The organism is Enterococcus alcedinis (assembly GCF_014635985.1).
GTDB classification, from domain to species: domain Bacteria; phylum Bacillota; class Bacilli; order Lactobacillales; family Enterococcaceae; genus Enterococcus_I; species Enterococcus_I alcedinis.
The window spans coordinates 126,727-150,612 of record NZ_BMDT01000005.1 but is presented as its reverse complement, the minus strand read 5'-3'; the positions used below and the strand labels follow the sequence as shown (position 1 = coordinate 150,612).

The window sequence follows — 23,886 nt, the reverse complement described above, 5'->3', positions numbered from 1 at the left end:
TCATTTTTCTCTGAAAAACTGCAAGAGAATTCGAGCAAATTGGTTTCAATTGCTTAAATTTAGTGAAGATTTTCGAAAGAGAAGAATTTTGGTACCCGTCTATCAATCAAATATTTAGATAAAAAGAAGGAGTTGCGATTTACATCACAGCTCCTTCTTTTTGCTATTCCAAATCAATCAACTTGTCTTTATCGTAAACAAGTAAGTCCTTTTCATTGATTTCACGTAAGACGCGGCAAGGGCTTCCGACAGCGACAACGTTTGCCGGAATATCTTTTGTTACGACACTACCGGCACCAATAACGGAATTCTCACCAATCGTCACACCAGGCATGACGATGCATCCAGCACCAAGCCAGACGTTATTTTTAATATGAATTGGCAAATTATATTGTGCTTGCTTGATGCGTAAACCCGGATGTATCGGGTGTGTACCTGTTGATAAAACAACGTTTGGCGCAATCATCACATGATCGCCAATAAAAATAGCTGAATCATCGACTAACGTGAGATTGAAATTCGCATAAACGTGTTTACCTAAGTGAACGTGCTTTCCGCCCCAATTGGCATTTAGCGGTGTTTCGATGTAGCATCCTTCACCAATTTCGGCAAACATTTCTTTCATTAAAGCTTGTTTTTCTTCTTGTTTGGAAGGAGGCAGTTGGTTAAAAGCAAAGACCCTATCTAAATAAATCATTTGTTCCGCTGTTAATTCTGGTGCATCTGCATAGTACAGCTTGCCCGTGTGCATCCGTTCAAGAGACTCTTGTAAATCCATTAAATTCCCACCTTTAAGCGTTTTCTTTATTATACTGGATATCCTTTTGAAAAGGGAAGAGAACTTTCGATTTACTATGCCTTTAATACACGGTTTCCACTGACTCAGAGCAAAGCGACTTTTTCCATACCTTTACTGCACGGGTTCCAAAAGTCTACTCTTCGGTCATTTCAGAAATCTTATCAATCGAAAAACCCTCGATTGTTAAGATTCCTTCCACTGACTCAGAGCAAAGCGACTTTTTTCACACCTTTAGTTCACACCTTTTGCTAATTGAAATTTTTTGGCGTGTTCAAATTCATAGCCGACTTGTAAAAGGAGGTCTTCGCGTCCTTTTGCTGCCATGAATTGGATACCCAACGGTAAGCCTTCCTTGGTGGTAAAAGTCGGTAAGCTGATGGCTGGTTGTCCCGTTAAGTTGGCTAGCTGAGTATAAGGAGAGAGTGCGAGACTTTTTTCAAACATGTCGTAAATGATTTCAGTGGCTTCTTTTTTTGAATGGAATTCAATATTCGCTAATTTGGCACGAATCACATCGCTTTGTAAATCGGTTTCGATTTTTGGTGCGACGTGAGCAGTGGCTGGCGACAAAAAGAGATCATAGTCTGTTAATTGTTGTTCCATTTCCACGGCAGCAGCATCCCACAAATTTAAAGAATGAATATAGCTCGCAGCCGATAATTTTTTCCCGTATTGATATAGGCCCCAAGTCATCAGTTCCATATCGTTAATCGTCAAATCGCGTTTCAAATAAGTTGAAATATTTTCAAACATGGCTGCTGTTTCAGCACCGTTCATCTGATAATAAGAGCGAATCAGTTGTTCGCCATCGACTGGATAATCAATTTCGAATACTTCATGTCCTTGTTCGGTTAAGAAATGAATCGCTTCGTCAACCGCTTGAATCGCTTCTTTTGAAACGAAACTACCAACAGGTGAAGTCGTTGAATAAGCAATGCGTAATTTTTTATTTGAAGGCTCATGTTGTGTCCATTCTGCATGAGGTGCTTGGTAAGGTGCTGCGGTTTCCGTTCCACGCATTGAGTAAAAAAGGGTTTTTGTATCACGCATGGAGATTGTTAGGCCAAATGAAATCGAGGCACCTTGCCATCCGCGCCACCCATCTGGTCCAACAGGCATCGTCCCACGTGTTGGTTTCAAGCCAATTAAACCAGTAAAGGACGCCGGGATACGAATGGAACCACCACCATCACTGGCGCCGGCAATTGGAAAAATACCTGCGGCAACAAGTGCAGCAGCACCACCACTGGATCCGCCAGCTGAACGAGAGAGGTCAGCTGGATTACGTGTGTCGCCATAAATTGTCGCGTCGGTGACGTTTTTAAAACCAAATTCAGGTGAGGTGCTTTGTCCGATTGGAACAAGGCCGATTGCTTCTAGTCTTTGCACAAAATGATTGGTGTTATTTGAACGGACGTCACGAAATAATCGACTACCAGAAGTATTTAACCAACCTTTTTTTGCTTGACCTAGCATTTTTAACGGAATCGGTACACCTGAAAAAGGGGTTTCATCAATCTTTGGTGTCGCGTGATATTGTTTGATTGCCTCTTCTTTTTCAAACGTCACTAAGGCATTCAAATCAGGATTGAGTGTGGCGATTTTCTTTTCTAAGTGTGTCACATACTCATTAAATGACACTTGTTTTGTTTTTAACTGGTTTGCCCAGTATAAAGCATCTTGGACCATTTTCTTCACCTCATACGTAATTTTTTGAATAGAGCGCTTAATTTACGATAACATATTTTCCGTGCAAAGGCTCATAATGTCTGCTATACTATTTTCGAGCAACAACAATTACATACAAATGCAGAGGGACGCGGCCGCGTTGAGAAGGATAAAACCTGACTCTTTGAACCTGTTGGTTAATACCAGCGTAGGGAGCATGTCAAGAATCAATTCAATTTCTATTTGAATGAGTTTCGGCGTTTTCTCTATGTCTGGAGAAAACGCCTTTTTGTTTTGCTTAAAAAATTCAAATAATAGAAAAGAGGATGCAACAATGGAAGCAAGTATTGCGATTCAAATTTTACCCAAAGTAGAAAGTACCGAAGAAACGATTCGGATTGTCGATGAGGTCATCGCTTATATTGCTAGCACTGGTTTACATTACCAAGTTGGCGCCTTTGAAACGAGCGTGGAAGGCGATTTTGATACCTTGATGACTATTGTAAAAGAATGTCAATTAATCGCAATTAATGCCGGTGCACCAGGTGTTTCATCTTACGTGAAAATTGCTTATCGCCCAGAAGGAGGCGTTTTAGGAATTGAAGAAAAAACCAAAAAGCATCAACATTAATTTTTCTTCATTTCTAACGATTATTGGCGTACTCATTCTTTGGCAAGTCGTGACTTATTTGGAGTGGATTCCAAATTTTATGCTACCATCGCCAATTGAAGTAGGGAGAGCCTTTCTTTCAGATTTCCGATTATTATTATTTCATGCAAAAATAACCTTGATTGAAGCAGCACTCGGTTTGTTTTTTGGTATCCTATCTGGTGTGAGTGTTGCCATTTTAATGGATCATTTTCCACGGGTACGAGAGGCGTTCTATCCGCTACTCGTACTGACTCAGACCGTTCCAACGGTTGCATTAGCACCGCTTTTAACGATTTGGTTTGGCTTTGGCATTTTACCCAAAGTCGTTCTAATTGTGATTACCATCTTTTTTCCGGTTTCAGTCGCAATGCTAAATGGTTTTTCGTCAGTTGATCCGGATGAATTACGTTTAATGCATTCAATGGGAGCGAGTCGCCGGCAAATCTTGTGGCATATGAAGCTCCCCGCAAGCTTAGGTGATTTTTTCTCAGCCTTAAAAATAGGTGTGACCTATGCAGTGATTGGAGCGGTGATTTCTGAGTGGCTAGGTGGTTTTGAAGGGCTCGGTGTCTATATGACGCGCGTCCGTAAGTCTTATGATTTTGATAAAATGTTTGCGGTGATTTTCTTAATTTCACTGTTGAGTTTAATACTAATGGCCCTCGTAAACGGGCTTGAAAAATGGGCGATGCCTTGGAAAGAAGAGGAAGAAAAAAATGAAAACGAAACGACTCGCTCTATTCGTATTAAGTAGCTTATTTGTTTTAACTGCTTGCGGCCAATCAGCAAGCAATCCATCAGGTGAAGCGCTTGAAAAGATTACTTTTGTATTAGATTGGACCCCAAATACCAATCATACCGGGCTCTATGTTGCAAAAGAAAAAGGTTATTTTGAAGAACAAGGACTAGAAGTTGAAATTGTCCAACCATCAGAAGATTCAGCTTCGATGTTGGTCGCAAGCGGTAAGGCACAATTTGGTATTTCAGCCCAAGATTCACTTGCAGCTAATTATGCTTCTGAAAAACCGTTACCCATTACGAGTGTTGCCGCTGTTTTACAACACAATACATCTGGTATGATGTCGCGTAAAGGTGAAGGATTGAATCGTCCAAAAGGCTTAGAAGATACGACATATGCGACATGGGATTCACCAGTGGAACAAGCGATGATAGAAAATGTCATGACCAAAGATGGCGGTGATTTTACTAAAGTGAAATTGATTCCAAATAACATTGTCGATGAACCTTTAGCGCTTAAAGAAAAACAAGCCGATAGCATTTGGGTCTTTTATGGTTGGGGTGGCGTTGCGGCTGAACAAGCAGAAGTGCCAATCGACTACTTTTATTTCAAAGACTTAAATCCAACATTTGATTACTACACACCAGTCATTATCGCAAATGACAATTTTTTAGCAGATAATGAAGAAGTGGCAAAGAAATTTTTACAAGCAACGAAAAAAGGCTATGAGTTTGCGATTACTTCACCAGAAGAAGCGGCGGATGCGCTATTAAAAGCCGCGCCAGAATTAGATAAAACACTCGTCTATGCGAGTCAAAATTGGTTAGCTGATCAATACCAAGCAGACGCTACACAGTGGGGCGTGATTGATCCTGAACGTTGGAATGGTTTTTATTCATGGTTAGGAGAGAATCAATTGGTTGAAAAAGTGATTCCAGAAAATACGGGCTTCACGAATGACTATTTAACGGAGTGAAGTAGATGTCGAAATTAATTGTCGAAAATTTATCTAAGAATTTTTCAGGACAAGCAGTGTTAAAGGGGCTGAACTTTTATGTCGATGCCCACGAAATCGTTAGTATCATTGGACCTAGTGGTGTCGGAAAATCGACGCTCTTTCATTTGATTGCTGGATTATTGGCGCCAAGTAGCGGCGATATCAGACTAGACAATCGTTCCATCATCAATCAACCTGGAAATGTGTCTTATATGCTTCAAAAAGATTTACTCTTACCTTATAAAACAATTGAAAGAAATATCGCGTTGCCACTCATTTTAAAAGGGGAAAAGAAGCAAGAAGCACTCAAACAGGCCAATCATTTGTTAAAAGAATTTGATTTAGCACACGTCGCAAAGGTATATCCGAAAGAACTTTCAGGTGGGATGCGCCAACGAGTGGCTTTGTTGCGGACCTATGTCTTTTCGGCGAATTTTATCTTACTAGATGAACCTTTCAGTGCACTCGATCCTTTTACAAAAAGTGAGATTCACGAGTGGTACTTGCGGATTCATGAGCAATTAAAATTGACCACTTTGTTTATCACCCATGATATTGATGAAGCCATCAAGTTATCGAACCGTATTTATTTATTAAAGGGACACGAACAGCAAGAGTTCGAAGCAATTACGATTGATCAAACGGCAAAAAAAATGGACGAATTTGAGTTATCGTCAACCTTTTTAAACTACAAGAAAACCATTATGCATCGCTTGTCGCAATAAGCATGTGGAATAATGTTCAAGCAAATAACTCGTGTTTAACTTCTCAATCAACTATACTATCTAGGTATAATTTTTAAGGAGGAACGATATATGGACTATCGTGTATTACTTTATTACAATTATACTAAAATTGAGAACCCTGAGATTTTTGCAAAAGAGCATTTGGCCTTTTGTAGGAGTATTGGCTTAAAAGGTCGAATTTTAGTAGCAGAAGAAGGCATTAATGGTACGGTGTCGGGCACCATTGAGGACACACAGAAGTATATGGATTGGATGCACAATGATGAACGTTTCAAGGAAACTTGGTTCAAAATTGATGAGGCTGAAGGCCATGCTTTTAGAAAAATGTTTGTACGCGCGCGCAAAGAACTTGTCGCATTAAACTTAGACGAAGATGTTGATCCGTTACGCTTAACTGGTGAATATTTAGATCCAAAAGCGTTCAAAGAAGCATTATTAGATGAAGATACAATTGTGTTAGATGCACGTAATGATTATGAATTTGACCTAGGTCATTTCCGAGGCGCGATTCGTCCGGATATTCGTAATTTCCGTGACTTACCGCAATGGATTCGTGAAAACAAAGAAAAATTTATGGATAAAAAAGTTGTCACTTACTGTACGGGTGGTATCCGCTGTGAGAAATTCTCTGGTTGGTTATTACGTGAAGGTGTCGAAAACGTTTCTCAATTACATGGTGGAATCGCGATGTATGGGAAAGACCCAGAAGTTCAAGGCGAACTATGGGATGGTAAAATGTACGTCTTTGATGATCGTATCAGCGTAGAAATTAACCACGTGGATAAGAAAGTCATTGGTAAAGATTGGTTTGATGGCACACCATGCGAGCGCTACATCAACTGCGCCAACCCGTTTTGTAACCGCCAAATCATCGCTTCAGAAGAAAACGAAGCGAAACACTTAGGTGGTTGTTCAATCGATTGTGCGACAAACGAAGCGAACCGCTACGTGAAGCGCAACAATCTTTCTGAAGCAGAACGTGATGCACGTATCGAAGCATTGCAAGCAACCGTTTCAATTTAATAAAAATAGTAGAAAAGCAGACTAGAACACAGCGAAGTGTTTTAGTCTGCTTTTTGTTTATAGACGTTCAAATAATTATTCTTGCTTTTTTTATTTCTATCCGTTACTATATGTATAAAGTTTATATATAGAAATTTTATATATAGAGGGAATTATTAAATAAAGGATGTGAATGAGTATGCACTATCCAGTTTCATCGGCATTAATTGAATGTATTATTCTATCAGTTATTGAAACAACCGATTCTTATGGCTATGAAATTAGCCAAACAGTCAAACTCGTGGCGAATATTAAAGAATCGACACTGTATCCAATTTTAAAAAAATTAGAAAAAAATGATTTTCTATCGACGTACACACAAATTTATCAAGGACGTAAACGCAAGTATTATTCACTCACAAGTTCGGGGCGCTTACACCTGGAATATTTGAGAGATGAATGGGCCAAATATCGTGATGGCTTGGATGCAATTATTAAGGGAGGGACTCGCGGATGAATCGTGAACAGTACTTACAACAATTAAAGAAATATTTGAAAAAAATGCCATCAGAGGACTACGTGGATGCGATGGATTATTTTACCGAATACTTTGATGAAGCCGGACCTGAAAATGAACAAGCTGTAATGGAAACACTCGGTTCACCCAAACAAGCGGCGAATGATGTATTGAGTCAACTTTTCGAAAAACAAAAGAATCCTTCGAATCAAAAATGGTCGGCTAAACAACTTTGGGGTGTTAGTTTCTTAGCAATTTTAGCAGCTCCAATCGGTATTCCTTTGGCAATCACGGTGATTGCATTGTTATTTTCAGCTATTTTATTGTGGCTGTCATTTATTCTAGTCCTCGCATCACTTGCTCTTGCTGGATTTTTAGCTGGCGTGAAATTAATCTTGCGTGGAGTGATTGCCGCACCATTTTCATATGGTGGTGCTTTAATCCTGGTAGGTTTAGGTGTATTGATGGTTGGTATCGGCTTACTTATGCTACTAGCGATACCAAAACTTTGGCATTCTATGAAAAAATTCACGATTGTTAGCTTATCAAAACTGACAATGAGAAAGAAGGTGTCTCTTTCATGAGAAGGCAGAAAAAATTCTTCCAATGGGGAAGTTTACTCATCGTAATGGGATTCTTGATGATCATGGCTGGTTTTCTTTTAGGTGGGAAAGATTACGTTGCACAAGCAGATTTAAACAATTTGAATTGGAATCAGCAAACGGCGATCCCTGGAGAAGTGAGTGTAGAAAAAGAACCGCTTGCTGATTTCACAACGATTGATATTCAATTTACGAGGGCAGATATTGCGGTTGTTCCTTCAACGAATGAGCAAGCATTTCTTTCTTATCATATTGTGAATCCCAATAATGGCGGAGAAATTGACTATCAAGTGGAGAATTCAAAATTAACGATTCAACAAGGCACAACGAAAAAGAACTTCGTATCAATCGATCTATCCTTTATTCAGTACTTGTTCAACTCAGACGCAATCAAAGCAGGGCAAGAAACGAAATTAACACTCTACTTACCTCAAAAAACATACGACCAAGTGGCAGTCGATAATGAACTAGGTGCGATTACGATTCAAAATCTAACAGCCAAAGAAGTAGAACTTGAATCGAGTACTGGGGCAATCGACATCACAAATAGTCAGTTTGAAGTCTTTAATAGTCAAAATAGTTTAGGCAAGTTAAGTGTTAGTCAAAGTCAGTGGCAAAAAGGTGAATTGGCAACCGATACGGGATTGATTACACTCGAAGCAGTCACAGCCCGAAATAGTCAGATTCAATCAGATCTCGGAGCAATCAATTTAGTTGATTCAAGTTTTGAAGACAGTACGTTCAAGACCGATACCGGACACATTCGATCTCAATCAACTGACTTTACAGGGAAAACAAAAGTAACGACCGATCTTGGGAGACTCTCCTTTGATTTCACGGAAGAACGCTTAGCAACAACGAATTTCACCATAAAAAGCGATCTTGGGAAAATTACAACACCGCCTCAGCTAGAGATAAAAGACAAAAATCGACCCGATTCATTTGATGTGAAAAGCGATACTGGTTCGATCACGATTCAGTAAAGAAAGTAGTCGAAAAAAAAGCTTAGATAAAAATCTAAGCTTTTTTTGCTTGTTTAATTTAAGAAATAGATAGAATAAGTTAGTACTGTAGCGAAGGTAATCCAAGCATAATAAGGTAGTAACAGAAAGAAAGTGACACGGTTAGCTGAAAATAAAAATCCTTGCAGCAAGGAAAGTACGAGGAATAAAATCGTAATATCGATGAGTGCTGCTAAAATATTTTTTTGATTGAAAAATAAAAAGCTCCAAAGTAAATTTGCAATCAGTTGAACCGTAAATAATGTGAGTAATAATGAACGATTTTTAAGATGGGTTTGTATCCAAATCGTATAAAGCGCAATGCCTAACATTAAGTAAAGAACAATCCAGACAGGACCAAATAGCCAGCTTGGCGGTGCGAAGGATGGGAGTGTTAGCGAGAGGTAATACTCTTTAGGATTATTCATTGTGAGTCCAGATAGTGAACCTAGCGCAACAATACCAATCATTGAAAACCATAACCGTTTATCCTTTATATGTGTCATCTTTTGCCAACCTTTCTTCTTGATGAATAAAAACGAGTGAATTTATACCTAGCGCAACAAGTATCTTTATTTAAGTTTAAATAATTGAGAAAAATCTGTAAAGAATTTAGGTCTTTAGATGGATAGCACTTTTCAAAATATGTGCGATAATATAGATAGATTAAGGGAGGAATGGAAAAATGAAAGATAAAAATACGTTTCACGTAAATGGGTATTTAGGGTTATTGGTCTTGATTGGTCTATTAATTGGAGGAGGATACCTCTTTTTTATTGGAGTTGAAACCGAGACAAGTTGGAAAATTATCACGGCGATTTTAATGGGATTGATTGCTATTATTTTTATGAGTTCATTAACGATTGTCAGTCCAAATCAATCAAAAGCGATTTTGTTTTTTGGTCAGTATTTGGGTACCATTAAATCTAATGGGTTATTTATTACGACACCTTTCACACAAAAAATAAATGTCTCTTTAAAAGTCCGTAACTTCAACAGTTCATTACTAAAAGTGAATGATTCAGACGGGAATCCAGTTGAGATTTCTGCTGTTGTCGTTTATCGAGTGAAAGATACAGCCAAAGCTTTATTTGACGTTGATTATTATCAGGAATTTATCGAAATTCAAAGTGAAACAGCGATTCGCCATATTGCAACACAATATCCTTATGACACCTTTAATGACGATGACATTACCTTACGAGGAAATACCGGTAAAGTGTCAGAGGAATTAGCAACCGAATTACAAGAACGTTTGGGTGTTGCAGGTGTTGAGGTAATTGAAACACGCTTGAATCACTTAGCTTATGCCACAGAAATTGCCAGTGCGATGTTACAACGCCAACAAGCTAAAGCGATTTTAGCAGCGCGTCAAACAATTGTTGAAGGGGCTGTTTCAATGACACAAATGGCGCTTGAACAAATTGAAGAAGGGCAAGACATGACGTTCAGCGATGATCGTAAAATTCAATTAATCAATAACTTACTCGTTTCAATCATTACAGATAAAGGCACACAACCAGTTATTAATACCGGCGATGCGACGAGAAATAGTAACGACAACTAAAAAACGAAAGGGAGTAGTCGAGTGAAAAAGCTTTATATTAAACAAAAGGTTTTCAGTATTGGTGAAAAATTTACGGTTTATGATGCACAAGAACGTCCACAATATCATGTTCAAGGAAGCTTCATGCAACTGCCAAAAAGTTTCAGAATCTTAAATAAACATGACGACGAAATTGCGGTCATCACAAAAAAGATTTTTAGCTGGCTACCAACCTTTTATGTCGATATCCGCAATCAGCCACAAGTTATAATTAATAAAGAATTAACGTTCTTAAAAGCCAAATACCATATATCAGCCAAAGGCATCGAAGTTGAAGGCAACTGGTGGGACATGGATTTTCAGGTCTTACGCAAGGGACGACCAATTGCAGATATCAATAAACGCTGGTTCACTTTTGGCGATACCTATGAAGTGACGATACTAGATGAAGCATACGAAGAAATGATTATTTCATTAGTGATTGCGATCGACTGCGTGAAAAATGATCAGCAGGATTCTTCTTAGATACGAGTATGAAGAATGGTATATAAAAAGTAAGGAGATTTTATCCTTACTTTTTTTTATTTACACTCTTATGTTAATATAAGCGTAGTAATGATAACTATGGGGGAATGAATATGTCTTTTTTTGGAAAAATTGATTTTAGTACCTTATCTGATACCGATAAAGCAATCTATCATTATCTTGCTTCGAATAGTGATAAAGTGCCATACATGAGAGTTCGTGAAATTGCAACGGAATCACACACATCCTCATCTTCGGTGATGCGTTTTATTCGAAAAATTGGTTATGAAAGTTTCTCGGAGTTTCGAAAAGAGTTTCGCGGTGGTGATACGATTCAAACAGGAAAATATTCACTTGTTTTTCCGATGCTAACAGTTGATCAATTCACACGGAATTTAGAGGATAAATTACAAATAATTGCTGAAAAAATAATCGAGTGCGATAATATTATTGTATTTGGTATCGGGAATTCTGGCTATGTTTGTGACTATATTGCTAGACGTTTGGCGATTTTAGGGTGCAATGCATTTTCGATGACCGACGCTACCTATCCAATTGGGGCGAAACTTAAAAATACAACAGATAATATTTTGATAGCGGTATCCGTTTCAGGAATGACGACCGAAATATTAGAAACGGTGAATAGTTTACGACATGAAGAGGATATGACAATTGTTGCTGTTACAAGCGATGGTAGTAGTCATTTAGCAAATATGGCAGATTATGTACTGGACTACCGAGTGGACCGTTATCGAGTAAATCATCATGATGATTTAACAAGCCAAGTGTCTTGTATCTTTTTATTAGAATCCCTGACAAATGTTGTTGCGAGTCTTGAAAGATGAATAGTAAAAAACCACCACTCTGGTACGCTATGTACCAAGGTGGTGGTTTTTCCATAATCTTTGATAGCAAACCAATAACACTACAGAGCATTGTTTCTCTAATATTTAATCTTATACTGATAGGTAGATAGATTTTTTTATTTGAATTGAAAGAGGTGCCTATAAATGGAACAAAGTTTTAGTAAAGATTTTTTGTGGGGTGGGGCAGTTGCCGCTCACCAAATTGAGGGTGGATGGGACGAGGATGGAAAAGGTGTGAGTATTGCTGATGTTATGACAGCAGGCGGAAACGGTATCCCTCGAAAAATTACAGATGGTGTACTTGAAGGTGAGAATTATCCCAATCATGAGGCGATTGATTTCTATCATCGTTATAAAGAAGATATTGCGCTCTTTAAGGAACTAGGATTGAAAGCGTTTCGAACATCAATTAATTGGGCACGTATTTTTCCTAATGGTGATGATACCGAACCAAATGAAGCAGGACTAGCCTTTTACGATGCGTTATTTGACGAGTTACTTAAAAATGGAATTGAGCCTATTGTAACCTTGTCACACTTTGAAATCCCATATAATTTATATAAAACTTATGGTGGATTTAAAAATAAAAAAGTGATTGATTACTTTGTGCGCTATGGTGAAACAGTGATGGAGCGCTATAAAGAGAAAGTAAAATATTGGATGACATTCAATGAAATTAACAATCAACAAGATGGCGAATATGATGTGCACCTTTGGACGAATTCAGCAGTGATTTTGGAAGAAGGCGATAATAAAGAAAAGATTATTTTTCAAGCGGGATTGAACGAATTAATCGCAAGTGCCAAAGTTGTAAAAAAAGGACATGAAATTAATCCTAGTTTTCAAATTGGTTGTATGATGGCTTATGTCCCAGTTTATCCGTATTCTTCCAATCCGGATGATTTAATGGCAGCCAACAAATTAATGCATCGCCGCTTCTTTTATAGTGACATTCACGTTAGAGGTGAAATCCCAACATATACACTAAAGAAATGGGAGAAAGAGGGTCTGAATATTGAATACACGGATGAGGAGCTTCAAGTTTTAAAAGAAGGAACAGTGGATTATGTAGGGTTTAGTTACTATATGTCGAATGCTGTCACAACGCTGCCCGACGTGAAAGGCAATGCAGTTAAAGATTACCCATCAGCGAAACTGGTCTCAAATCCATATATTCAATCGAGTGAATGGGGATGGCCGATTGATCCTGTTGGTTTACGCTATACATTGAACTTAATTTATGAACGTTATCAAGTCCCAATGTTTATAGTTGAAAATGGTTTTGGTGCATACGATAAGGTTGAGGAAGATGGGAAAATTTGTGATCCTTATCGTATTGATTATTTAAAATATCATATGTCGGAAATGAAAAAAGCGGTTTTAGAAGATGGTGTGGATCTAATGGGCTACACACCTTGGGGGATTATTGATATTGTCAGCTTTGGTAGCGGAGAAATGGAAAAGAGATATGGAATGATTTATGTAGATAAAGATAACCAAGGAAATGGTACCTTAGAACGTCGGAAAAAAGAATCATTTACTTGGTATAAGAATATTATTGCAACAAATGGAGAGGAGCTATAATTTTGGAAAAAACAGATTTAAAAAAATTATTATCTGAAATGACCATAGCTGAAAAAGTGGGGCAACTTGTCCAATTAACACCAGATTTTTTCTTAGCAGGTGGTGAAATTACAGGACCGATGCAAGAATGGAAGATGTCTAAAGAGCAACTATTTCAAATTGGATCGGTTTTAGGAACCCATACGAGTGAACAGGTAATGAAAATACAAGAAATGTATTTAGAAAAAAGTCGATTAAAAATTCCATTGGTTTTTATGGCTGATGTGATTCATGGTTATGAATCAATTTATCCAATTCCGTTAGCATTAGCCGCAACATTCAGTCCAGAAATTGTAGAAGAGGTGGCAAGACTATCATCCAAAGAAGCAACTGAAGCAGGTGTTCATGTAACATTTTCTCCTATGGGGGACCATGTGATGGATGCACGTTGGGGACGTGTTCTAGAGAGTAACGGAGAAGATCCAACGCTATCATCTGCGTTAACACGTGGTTATGTCCGAGGATACCAAGGAAATGATTTGAGTATTGAAAAAAATCGTATGGCGGCTTGTGTAAAGCATTTTGTCGGATATGGTGCGGCACAAGGTGGGCGAGATTATAATACCGTTGATATATCACATGTCAATTTGTATCAAAATTATCTACCAGCCTTTCAAGCAGCAATCGATGAGGGTGTTGAACTTGTCATGACTTCCTTTAATACGATGGATGGTATTCCGGTGACTGGGAATAAACAAATGATTCAAAAAGTGTTACGGGGAGATTTAGGATTTGAAGGAGTGGTGATTTCAGATTGGGCTGCAGTTGTAGAATTGATCGCTCACCGTGTGGCGGCAGACAAAAAAGAAGCCGCAGAGTTAGCATTTTCAGCAGGAGTTGATATGGATATGATGAGTGACTCCTATCAAACACACTTAGCAGAAATAGTGCTAGAAAAAGAACAGCAAGAAATTCTAGATGAAGCCGTATTCCGGATATTAACATTAAAAAATACATTAGGATTATTTGAAGACCCATATCGAGGATTGAAGGAACAAACACCAGAACAACTAAAACAGACAAAAAAAGAATTAAAACAGTCGATCTTATCTATCTCAGAAAAAACACCAGTGCTCTTAAAAAATGAAGACAATGTGTTGCCTCTGAAAGAAGGTCAAAAAGTCGCGTTAATTGGTCCTAAAGCAAGGTCACAAGATATTCTAGGCGCTTGGTCATGGATTGGTGAACAAGAAAAAGCGATATCTTTAGCAAAGGGACTTAAAGAAAAAGACCTCGACTTATCGATTTTAGCAATGGAAGATGGTCAAAATGTGACCGAAAATGAAATTGAACAAGCGATTCAATTAGCAAAAGAAAATGAAATCGTATTATTAGCTGTTGGTGAAACAAGTGAGGAATCAGGCGAAGCAGCTAGCTTAGTAAATATTCGTCTATCACGAAATCAAGAACAATTGATCCATGCTGTATCGAAAGTAAATGCGAATGTAGTTGTTGTTTTGTTCAACGGGCGTCCGCTCGACTTATCGAATATTGTGGTGGATACAAGGGCAATTTTAGAAGTTTGGTTTCCTGGTTCAGAGGGAGGAAGAAGTATTGCTAATTTACTAATGGGTGAAGTCAATCCAGAAGGGAAATTGCCAATGAGTTTTCCAAGAGCTGTGGGGCAATTACCTTTATCTTATATGAGTCTATCGACAGGTCGTCCAATGCATGATGGAAATAACGATCAAAAATATATCTCTCGTTACATGGACGAAGCAAATGATCCATTATTTTCTTTCGGACATGGATTATCTTATTGTCAATTTGAGTGTTTAGACAATGGAATTTCCCAGCATTCATTTACGGAGGATCAAACGGTCGAAGTACAAGTTTTAGTGAAAAATAAGAGTCAAATTGCAGGTGGAACAACGGTACAATTATATATCGAAGATGTTGTTGCTCAAGTGGCTCGTCCAGTAAAAGAATTAAAAAAATGGGAAAAAATCTATTTAAATGCGAAAGAAGAGCGAATGATTACTTTTGAATTAAGCAGTGATGATCTTAAATATATCCATCATGACTTATCAATGAGCGCAGAAAAAGGACTATTTAATCTTTCAATTGGTTTAAGTAGTCAAGAGCGAAGCATTCACCATGAATTGCTTTATGTCGTTTAAACCAACAACCCGATTGGTACGTCACGTACCAATCGGGAACAGTAGTCAATGTCATGATAAAAAAACCATAAAACAATCGAAGTATTGAATTTGAAAACGTTTTTATGTATAGTGATACTAGTTATAAAAACGTTTTTATTATGGTGGTGAGAAAATGACAGGAACACAAAGAGTGACAATTAGAGATGTCGCTAGAGAAGCAAATGTATCGATTGCAACGGTTTCAAAGGCATTAAATGGTGTGGATGTTGTACGACCGATAACTAAAGAAAAAATTATCCTAGCAGCTGAGAAATTAAATTATGTTCCCAACATTATGGGCAAACAATTGAAAGCGCATAAAACAGGGATGATGGGATTTTACACTACAAGTATTGGTGGACCGTACTTTAATGTTTTAGTCGATGCGATTGCAAAAGAATCAGAGAAAAAAGGTTACAGTTTAAATGTGTTGGTTTCGAGTAATAAAAAAGTTGTTATGAATAATGTTTTAGGTGGTATGGTCGATGGTATCATCAGTTTTGAAGATATGATTGGACCCGATGAATTAGAGATATTAAAAAAGGAAAAAATTAAAGCCGTTTTTATTGATCGTAATATTGAATCACAAACAATCGGTAGTGTAGTTTTTGATTCTTATCAAGCTGCAAAGAAATCGACAGAAAACTTATTAATACTGGGACACACAGCGATTGCTTTTTTAACTGGAATCGAAGGTAATTATGATAGCGATGAACGTTTTTTTGGCTATCGAGATGCTTTATTACAAGCAGGGATTCAAGTGAAATCAGAATGGTTGATTTCAGGATATTTTGAAGAGGAAGCCGCTTATGAAGCGATGAAAAATTTCTTTAACAGACCTCATAAAATAGTACCAACCGCTTTTGTTGCTGGGAATGATGTGAGTGCGATTGGTGCTGTTAAAGCATTAAAAGAGTTGAATTATCGTATTCCAGAAGATTTTAGTATTACGAGTTTTGATGGAATTGATCTGTTGAATTATTTTTCACCGAGTATTACAACAGTCAAAAATCCAATCTATGAACAAGGGAAACTAGCAGTTAATCATTTAGTGGATCTAATTAATGACCAAACTCAGGGAAAATCATTTATCCTCGAAGGAAAATTGTTAGTAAGAGAATCGGTCAGAAAATTAGAGTAGGAAGTGTCGAGAATGTATATAGGTATTGATATTGGCGGTACGTTTATCAAATATGGGGTAATCAATGAATTGGGTGTGAGTATTGAAAAGGCGAGTATAGCAACCAACCATACGAAAGAAATCTTATTTGCAGATTTAGTGGAATTGGTTAAAACGTATCAAAAAAAATACCCATCAATTGTTGGCGTGGGAATTAGTGCGCCAGGAGTTATTTTGAAAGACGGTACCATGCAGACAGCAGGTTCTATCCAATCCTTATATGGTGCGAATATAAAGGAATTAATAGAACGTGAATGCCAAATATTAACGATTGTTGAAAATGACGCGAATGCTGCGGCAATTGCGGAGCAGTGGATAGGTAATGCGGAAGGAATTCAAAATTATATATGCTTAGTAATTGGAACAGGGATTGGTGGGGGCATTGTCATCAACGGTGAATTATTTCAAGGCGCACATGGAAGGGCAGGTGAGTTTGGTTGGATGCTCGTCAAAGATATGCCTAAAACAGGTAGTATTGAAACGGCATCGTTCAATCAACGTGCATCCGTCATAGGAGGACTATGTTTCCAGTATCAAAAAGAATTAAAAAGGCACGGAATAAATGAAGTAATAACAGATGCACGTTTGATCTTTAAGCGTGAGGCATCAGGTGATTGTGTAGCTGAAAAAGTGATTGCGAATTTTTTTGAGGATTTAGCAGTAGGTTTGATTAATTTAATCAGTAACTTCGATCCAGAGCTGATTTTAATTGGCGGTGCAATTAGTAGTGATGCTGTCTTTATGCAGAGATTAAGTGAAAGTATGAAAGAGGCGCTATCAAGACATAAAAGTTTAGCCTATGTTCAACAATATCAAATTGCAACATTGGCACCAACTAAGCTTCAAAACGATGCAGGAATGATTGGTGCGGTTTATCAAGTACATAAAAAAGTTCAAAAGGGGATTCGTAAGTAAGGAGGAGGAATACCAGTGACAAATGAAAAACTTCCAAAAAAAACGAAGTTAAGTGATAAATTTAAAGCGCAATCATTTTATCAAGCAATGGTATGGCCAGGTGTCATTTTTATGATTGTTTTCAATTTTATTCCACTTTACGGCATTATTATTGCTTTTAAAGATTATTCGGTACTCGATACGATTGCTAATGCCGAGTGGGTTGGCTTGCAATATTTTCGAGAGTTTTTTTCAGATTCAATGTTTTGGACCGTTATTAAAAATACATTAGGTATTAGTTTTTTAAAATTATTATTTGGTTTCCCAGCAGCAATTTTATTAGCTATTTTAATTAATGAAATTGTAAATGTTCGCTTAAAAAAGATTGTGCAAACAGTCTCTTATCTGCCACATTTTTTATCTTGGGTTATTTTAGGAGGTATGTTTATTTCGTGGTTATCAGAAACAGGCCTAATTAATAATCTATTACTGGATAGTAATCTAATTAAAGAACCAATCCGTTTCTTAACGGACCCAAGTAAATATTGGGCGATTGCTGTCATTTCTGATATTTGGAAAGAAGTTGGTTGGAATACGATACTCTATATAGCAGCAATGACTGGTATTAATCCTGCTCTGTATGAAGCAGCTAAAATTGATGGTGCAAGTAAATGGAAGCAAATTATTCATGTAACAATACCATCAATACGACATATTATTGCTTTAACTTTCGTACTTTCTGTAGGTGGCTTGTTAGGATCGAATTTAGATCAAACATTAGTACTACAAAATCCTATCAACTATCAAACAAGTGAAGTCATTAATTCATTTGTGTATAAGATGGGTATCCAACAAGGTGATTTCTCTTATGCTACAGCCATTGGTTTATTTGTTTCTGTTATATCATTAATTTTAGTGGTAGGCAGTCATTTATTAACCAAAAAAATTAGTGATACGTCAGTATTTTAAGGAGGAGAACGAACAAAATGACTAAGTATTCAAAAGACGAAAAAATATTTAATGTAGTGAACGTGATTTTCATGTTGTTCTTTTTAGCGATTATCGCTCTACCTCTTTGGAATATTGTGGCGCTTTCTTTTAATGATGCAACAGATGCTGCTCGAGGAGGTATTTATTTTTGGCCACGAAAATTATCATTAGAGAGTTACTTAACGGTATTTGAGGACAAGGCGATTTACAAAGCTTTTATTGTATCGGTAGCAAAAACGTTTATTGGAGTTATTTTACATACGGCATTTACCTCTCTCGTCGCATATGGGATGAGTCGTAGGAACTTAATAGGAAGAAAAATATATATGAACATGGGAATTTTAACGATGTTCGTATCCGGTGGAATGATTCCAACATTCTTACTCTTTAAGTCATTAGGTTTATTGAATAATTTTTGGGTCTATATTATTCCAGTATTGTTTTCATTTTACGATATGGTTATTTTAATGAACTTTTTTAGAAGTATACCGTATTCATTGGAAGAGTCAGCAGAAATGGATGGAGCGAATCCTTTTATTATTTTCACCAAAATTATTTTACCGCTCTCGTTACCAGTATTAGCGACTATCGCATTATTCCACGGGGTTTTCCAATGGAATGATTATATGACTGCGAATATTTATGTTGATAATCGTGATCTTTACCCGTTACAAATGTTACTTTATCGAATTGTTTCTCAAAACTTATCACCTGCAGTAGCAACGGGAGCTAACGTTGTTCGAAATACAACCTCTCAATCGTTACAGTTGGCAACGATGGTCGTTACGACGGTTCCAGTGGTGGTTATTTACCCATTCCTACAGAAATACTTTATCCAAGGGATGACTCTTGGTTCAGTAAAAGAATAAAAAGGAGAGAATTTAATATGAAGAAAAAAACAGTGTTGTTGAGTCTAGCGCTAGCAAGTATGACCGTAGTAGCTACTGCGTGTGGTGGAACAGGTGCAGCAGAGAGTAAAAAAGACTTAGAATTGCCAGAAGCCAGATTTGAAGCAGATAAGGAAACACCAAGTTGGGAAAAAGATACGGATCATAACGCTAAATTAAAATGGTACGTCAATTTTGATTGGTACGCACAACCAGGATGGGGTGTAGATACCGTTACACGAAAAATCAAAGAAGACTTAAATATTGAAGTTGAATTTGTTTCAGGGAATGATGAAAATTTAAACACCATGCTAGCAGGTGGTGATTTACCAGATTTAATGACGTTTGATAAAAATCTATCTGCGGCACAGGAAGCACCAAAATTTGCCTTGCCTATCAATAAGTTAGCTGAAAAATATGATCCATACTTCCTGGAACACGCAGCGAAAAAAGAATCGGTAAAATGGTTCACTTTAGAAGATGGAAATATCTATGGTTATCCAAGTTTCTCAGCAACAAAAGAGGATTATGATGCTGGAAATGTTGTTGGAGACCAAGTATTTATCGTTCGTAAAGATATCTACGAAGCGATTGGGGAACCAGATATGTCCACGCCAGAAGGGTTTTTAGATGCACTAACGAAAGCAAAAAAATTCGCGCCAAAGTCAGATGATGGTTCTGAGTTAGTTGCATTCGGATCAACAGCGGTTGATATTGCAAATGGTGGCGATGGTGCATACGGTGGGATTGTACAAGATTTCTTAAATCTCCCTCCAACAGTTGATGGTAAATTTAATGACCGTGATGCGAACGAAGAATACATTGCTTGGTTAGAGGTATTCCGTAAAGCATTTAACGAAGGATTTATCACAAATGATCAATTTTCTGATAACGATAATACAATGAAAGAAAAACTAGGGCAAGGTCGTTACTTTGCATACCTCCACACGAATACAAAAGGTTTAAACGAATTTATGTCTGATAATAATGCTAGAAATCCAGAACAAACATATATTGCAGTTGATGGACCAAAAAATTCAGAAGGAGAGCAATCAACATTTACTGGTGGTAATATTGGTGGATGGACGCAAACCTTTATTACAAAAGAAACAAAAGAGCCACAAAAAGCAATCGAATTACTAACCTACCTAGCAAGTGAATACGGTACAATGGTCACAACGTTTGGTATTGAGGGAGAAACGTATAATCTTGTTGATGGAAAAGTAGAGTATGCGAAAGAAACAGAAGACTTACGTAACTCTGATATTGCTCGTTTCGATAAAGAAGTTGGTTTGGGGTCGTACTGGTTCGTAAGTAATGATAACTATGCGATTGAAAAGGGACAAGCACCGGCAACATCAATTCGTCAAATGGTTGAGTGGGCGTCAGATAAATTAGCACCACGATTTGAAACGGAAGATATTGATCCAAAAGAAGGAGCCCAAGCACGTAACTTAACGAAAATTAATACGGAACGAGTGCAAGCTTTAGTAGCGGTTATTCAAGCTGGATCAGAAGAAGAAGGGCGTCAAATCTGGGATGATTTCTTAACGAATCGTGAAAATAGTGGCTGGAATGATATTGTAGAACATCGTAATGAAAAAATTGCTGAGAATATTGAGAAATTAAAATAGACTAAAAGAAAGAGGGAAGCGAATGTTTTCAATAGAGAGTAAATTTTATCGATTGACAATTTATATCTATCACCTTGTATTGGTCAATTTTTTGTTTATTGTAACAAGTGTGTTGATTGTTTCGCTTCCAGCCTCTTTTCTGTCGCTCGTTGCAACAATAAAACAGATTGAACGTCCAGGAATAGTAAAAGGTTATTTTAGAAATTTTAAACGAGTATTTTTTCAAACGATACCTTTAGGGCTATTTAATGTTTTTTCTGTTTTATTTGCAATATCAATTCAATCAATTCAAATAGAAAATTCTTTATTTTTGAAACTGATTGTGTCTGTTTTCTTATTTTTCTTATTTTCGTATAACGTAAATCTTTATTTGATTTTGAACCTGTTCGAAAAGAAAATCAATTATTACCAGGTATTTCAGCAAAGTTTTATTTGGAGCCTAGGCAGTTTTTATCAAAATATTTTGCTATTAGTCGGGCTATTAGGTTTATACCTCTTATTCTTTTTTCAATTCCCAATCGCCTTAAGTCTATATGGTGTGAGTGTACCGGTATTCGCCTATACAAAATTATTTGATTATCAACTTATGAAAGCGCAAGGAAATTAGAATAATCGCCTTATAACATGCAACTAAACTTGTCTGTTATAAGGCGATTTTTTCTGTTATTCTATTCCATTTCCGCGACGACTTTTTTGCTATATTGTGCAATAAACAAGGTAATCCCACTCACGATGACAACTAGAATGACAATCGACTCGCCGGTAAATAAACTACCCAAAGCGCCATAGATTAATTGACCGAGTGGCATAGCGGCGGTGGATAAGACCATCACGAACGCCATCACACGTCCAAGGAATGCTGTTTTGATATTTAGTTGGATATAGACGATAAGCTTTAATGAAGTAAAGGAAAATAAGGCCATGATGAAACTAATTGTTGCTAACAGGAGCCAAAAAGCTATTGTATTATTTTGTAGGAAATATAAAGGAACAATTAAGCATAGGAAAGTAAAACTGGCTAATATTAGCGAAAGATAAATACTACGAGGACGAAAATCTTTCCCTTTTATGCCATAAAGCACCGTTCCGATTAATCCTCCAAGAGCAAAACTCATATTCATCACACCGAATTGACTGTCTGTGACTTGCAATTGAATACGAGAGATATAAGGAATCATAACCTGAATAAATGAAGATAAAAATAAATTTAGTAATAGAGCAATCAAACATATTTTTAAAATCGTCTTTTTGAGCTTTAAGTAAGCAATCGTTTCATTAAAATCCGCTACAACCATCTCTTTTAATGAAAGAGTCGTCAGTTCTCGAGTAATTAAAGGAATCTTCAAGATAAGTTCGCAAATAATCGCTCCGATAAACAAGCTACTCGCCCAAATAAAAATGAGGTGTATTCGATCGAATTGATAAAGAACACCAGCTAAAATAGGACCAAAGATACCACCTAGAATACCAATGCCACTAATCAGACTATTCGCTTGAGGAATTTCTTTTTGCGAACAGATTAAAGGAATGGCAGATTGAACAACGGGTGTTTCAAAAGCTGAAATCATACCTAATACGACAGTTAGTAGTCCAATCAAAACAATCGGATTTTCTAAAGAAGTGGTCCATGAGAAAAGTAATGCAAAGAGAAAGTAGCTACTATCCATTAAAAGCATTAATTTCTTTTTTGAAAAACGATCGGCTAAAATACCACAAATTGGCAAACAAATAACACGACCAATAATCGATAATGCGGTAATAAAACTAAAGGTCCACAAGGATTTTGTTAGATCCAGGACGTAGAGTGAAATGGCAAACTGCATAATTGTGGTACCTAGTAAGGAAAACAGTTGGCCAGCGGTTAGTAAAAGAAACGACTTATTTTTTAACATAGAAACCTCTTTTCTATTAAACCTCTAATCGGTTAATTTTTGATAGCGTTAAGAATAATGAGCTGAAGCGGATAATTGAATGATTCCAATCGATTTATCTGAACAGTTTTTTTGATTTCTCCTTTACATACTACTGGTATGTTAAAGGTTAAAAAAATAGCAGAACAGCTATTTTTTTAGTTGATCAATCAAGACAGAGGCGATTTGTAACGTATCGTCATCAATTAAAGGCACCCCTAATCCTTCAAATGTTTTCTTAATAAACAGAATTTTCCGTTTGAGTTCATTTGCTTCTAAATCATGAATTTGAAAACCAATCCATAAATTTAAAAGTAATAAAATAAGTTCAGCAATTTCTTTTGGAAAGTCTGTTTGAATCGATCCATCTTGAATCCCTTCACGAATAACCTTTTCAAGTTCAGGCACAAAGGTTTCAAACGATTGAATGTATTGCTCACCAATAATGCGAGGTGTTTTTAATAAAACACCAGCTGAATAGGCAATCGATTGTTTTTTGAAGGAAGAAAGTTCCGATTTAATTGAGTTTTGAATTTTTTCAAAACCAGTCGCTCCGTTCCAATCAAAAAAAGTATTGCCATTATCTGAAGCGCTCATTAATGTTTCGAAAATTTCAAACTTGGATTGAAAATGATGGTAGATGACACCTTTAGTCATTCCACCTAAACCATCGACAATATCTTGGATTGATGTGTTGTCATAACCTTTTTCTAAAAAAAGTTTTTCTGAGACAGCTAATATTTTTTTCCGTGTTTGTTCAGGATTTCTTGTTTTTTTCATAGGAACCTCCAATAACATACCAGTGGTATCTAGTTTATAGTGAGAGAAGAATAAAGTCAAACAAGAATGATGTTTTTTCTTAATATAAAAAAAATGGTCGTATTGCACATAAAAAAATCTATTTTTTGGAAAGCTCTTACAAAAGTTGTTTTATTCGATGAGAATTTTAGAAAAAGGGTAGCTTTAT

Annotated in this window: 23 protein-coding genes and 1 riboswitch; of the genes, 18 read left to right on the top strand and 5 right to left on the bottom strand. The window is 36.9% G+C overall.

Features of this window, described 5'->3' with window-relative positions; all coding sequences use genetic code 11:
- Nucleotides 1-163: 163 nt before the first annotated feature.
- Both IEV09_RS07135 and IEV09_RS07130 read right to left on the bottom strand, forming a co-directional pair.
- Nucleotides 164-778 carry a sugar O-acetyltransferase gene (locus IEV09_RS07135; protein WP_188367594.1) on the bottom strand — a complete coding sequence of 205 codons (615 nt, stop codon included), beginning with the start codon at nucleotides 776-778 and terminating at the stop codon, nucleotides 164-166.
- Between the two features lie 252 nt (nucleotides 779-1,030).
- Entirely contained in the window at nucleotides 1,031-2,488 is a 1,458-nt protein-coding gene (locus tag IEV09_RS07130) for an amidase (RefSeq protein WP_188367593.1), read from the bottom strand.
- A gap of 112 nt (nucleotides 2,489-2,600) precedes the next feature.
- Nucleotides 2,601-2,699, top strand: a riboswitch (TPP riboswitch).
- Between the two features lie 102 nt (nucleotides 2,700-2,801).
- Between IEV09_RS07130 and IEV09_RS07125 the strand changes: the two genes are divergently transcribed.
- From IEV09_RS07125 to IEV09_RS07090, 8 genes are all read left to right on the top strand, one after another.
- A complete protein-coding gene (locus IEV09_RS07125; protein WP_188367592.1) occupies nucleotides 2,802-3,098 on the top strand; it encodes a thiamine-binding protein in 297 nt (98 codons plus the stop codon).
- On the top strand, nucleotides 3,067-3,873 hold the full coding sequence (locus tag IEV09_RS07120; RefSeq protein ID WP_209651427.1) for an ABC transporter permease: 807 nt from the start codon (nucleotides 3,067-3,069) through the stop codon (nucleotides 3,871-3,873). Before IEV09_RS07125 ends, IEV09_RS07120 begins: the two co-directional genes overlap by 32 nt.
- Entirely contained in the window at nucleotides 3,836-4,834 is a 999-nt protein-coding gene (locus IEV09_RS07115) for an ABC transporter substrate-binding protein (RefSeq protein ID WP_188367591.1), read from the top strand. Before IEV09_RS07120 ends, IEV09_RS07115 begins: the two co-directional genes overlap by 38 nt.
- Before the next feature lie 5 nt (nucleotides 4,835-4,839).
- Entirely contained in the window at nucleotides 4,840-5,580 is a 741-nt protein-coding gene (locus IEV09_RS07110; RefSeq protein WP_188367590.1) for an ABC transporter ATP-binding protein, read from the top strand.
- 90 nt (nucleotides 5,581-5,670) lie between these two features.
- Complete coding sequence (trhO, locus tag IEV09_RS07105; protein ID WP_188367589.1) at nucleotides 5,671-6,624, top strand: oxygen-dependent tRNA uridine(34) hydroxylase TrhO; 954 nt, start codon at nucleotides 5,671-5,673, stop codon at nucleotides 6,622-6,624.
- A gap of 178 nt (nucleotides 6,625-6,802) precedes the next feature.
- On the top strand, nucleotides 6,803-7,120 hold the full coding sequence (locus IEV09_RS07100) for a PadR family transcriptional regulator (protein WP_188367588.1): 318 nt from the start codon (nucleotides 6,803-6,805) through the stop codon (nucleotides 7,118-7,120).
- Nucleotides 7,117-7,704 (top strand): DUF1700 domain-containing protein, encoded by a 588-nt coding sequence (locus IEV09_RS07095; RefSeq protein ID WP_188367587.1) that lies wholly within the window; start codon nucleotides 7,117-7,119, stop codon nucleotides 7,702-7,704. The genes IEV09_RS07100 and IEV09_RS07095 overlap by 4 nt, the downstream gene beginning before the upstream one ends.
- Nucleotides 7,701-8,705 (top strand): DUF4097 family beta strand repeat-containing protein, encoded by a 1,005-nt coding sequence (locus IEV09_RS07090; protein ID WP_188367586.1) that lies wholly within the window; start codon nucleotides 7,701-7,703, stop codon nucleotides 8,703-8,705. The genes IEV09_RS07095 and IEV09_RS07090 overlap by 4 nt, the downstream gene beginning before the upstream one ends.
- A 53-nt stretch (nucleotides 8,706-8,758) precedes the next feature.
- On the opposite strand, the gene IEV09_RS07085 is transcribed toward IEV09_RS07090, so the two are convergent.
- Nucleotides 8,759-9,229: a TspO/MBR family protein gene (locus IEV09_RS07085; RefSeq protein ID WP_188367585.1), complete on the bottom strand. Its 471-nt coding sequence runs from the start codon at nucleotides 9,227-9,229 to the stop codon at nucleotides 8,759-8,761.
- Nucleotides 9,230-9,408: 179 nt separating this feature from the next.
- Here IEV09_RS07085 and IEV09_RS07080 point away from each other — a divergent pair, with 179 nt between their 5' ends.
- The 10 genes from IEV09_RS07080 (at nucleotide 9,409) to IEV09_RS07035 (ending at nucleotide 21,009) form a co-directional block, all read left to right on the top strand.
- The gene (locus IEV09_RS07080) at nucleotides 9,409-10,290 is read left to right on the top strand and encodes an SPFH domain-containing protein (RefSeq protein ID WP_188367584.1); all 882 of its coding nucleotides are present in this window, start codon (nucleotides 9,409-9,411) and stop codon (nucleotides 10,288-10,290) included.
- A 21-nt stretch (nucleotides 10,291-10,311) separates the two neighbouring features.
- Nucleotides 10,312-10,794: an LURP-one-related/scramblase family protein gene (locus IEV09_RS07075; RefSeq protein ID WP_188367583.1), complete on the top strand. Its 483-nt coding sequence runs from the start codon at nucleotides 10,312-10,314 to the stop codon at nucleotides 10,792-10,794.
- 113 nt (nucleotides 10,795-10,907) lie between these two features.
- Nucleotides 10,908-11,639, top strand: coding sequence for a MurR/RpiR family transcriptional regulator (locus tag IEV09_RS07070; RefSeq protein WP_188367582.1), 732 nt, complete (start codon nucleotides 10,908-10,910; stop codon nucleotides 11,637-11,639).
- 165 nt (nucleotides 11,640-11,804) lie between these two features.
- Entirely contained in the window at nucleotides 11,805-13,244 is a 1,440-nt protein-coding gene (locus tag IEV09_RS07065) for a 6-phospho-beta-glucosidase (protein WP_188367581.1), read from the top strand.
- A 2-nt stretch (nucleotides 13,245-13,246) separates the two neighbouring features.
- Entirely contained in the window at nucleotides 13,247-15,403 is a 2,157-nt protein-coding gene (locus IEV09_RS07060) for a glycoside hydrolase family 3 N-terminal domain-containing protein (RefSeq protein WP_188367580.1), read from the top strand.
- 154 nt (nucleotides 15,404-15,557) lie between these two features.
- Entirely contained in the window at nucleotides 15,558-16,565 is a 1,008-nt protein-coding gene (locus IEV09_RS07055; RefSeq protein ID WP_188367579.1) for a LacI family DNA-binding transcriptional regulator, read from the top strand.
- 12 nt (nucleotides 16,566-16,577) lie between these two features.
- Nucleotides 16,578-17,519 (top strand): ROK family protein, encoded by a 942-nt coding sequence (locus tag IEV09_RS07050; protein ID WP_188367578.1) that lies wholly within the window; start codon nucleotides 16,578-16,580, stop codon nucleotides 17,517-17,519.
- A gap of 87 nt (nucleotides 17,520-17,606) precedes the next feature.
- Nucleotides 17,607-18,467, top strand: coding sequence for an ABC transporter permease (locus IEV09_RS07045; RefSeq protein WP_188367615.1), 861 nt, complete (start codon nucleotides 17,607-17,609; stop codon nucleotides 18,465-18,467).
- Nucleotides 18,468-18,484: 17 nt separating this feature from the next.
- Nucleotides 18,485-19,357, top strand: a complete 873-nt coding sequence (locus IEV09_RS07040; RefSeq protein WP_188367577.1) for a carbohydrate ABC transporter permease — start codon at nucleotides 18,485-18,487, stop codon at nucleotides 19,355-19,357.
- A gap of 17 nt (nucleotides 19,358-19,374) precedes the next feature.
- A complete protein-coding gene (locus IEV09_RS07035) occupies nucleotides 19,375-21,009 on the top strand; it encodes a type 2 periplasmic-binding domain-containing protein (protein ID WP_229731677.1) in 1,635 nt (544 codons plus the stop codon).
- 668 nt (nucleotides 21,010-21,677) lie between these two features.
- Here IEV09_RS07035 and IEV09_RS07030 read toward each other — a convergent pair.
- On the bottom strand, nucleotides 21,678-22,901 hold the full coding sequence (locus IEV09_RS07030) for an MFS transporter (protein WP_188367576.1): 1,224 nt from the start codon (nucleotides 22,899-22,901) through the stop codon (nucleotides 21,678-21,680).
- A gap of 168 nt (nucleotides 22,902-23,069) precedes the next feature.
- On the bottom strand, nucleotides 23,070-23,699 hold the full coding sequence (locus IEV09_RS07025) for a TetR/AcrR family transcriptional regulator (protein WP_188367575.1): 630 nt from the start codon (nucleotides 23,697-23,699) through the stop codon (nucleotides 23,070-23,072).
- Between the last annotated feature and the right edge of the window lie 187 nt (nucleotides 23,700-23,886).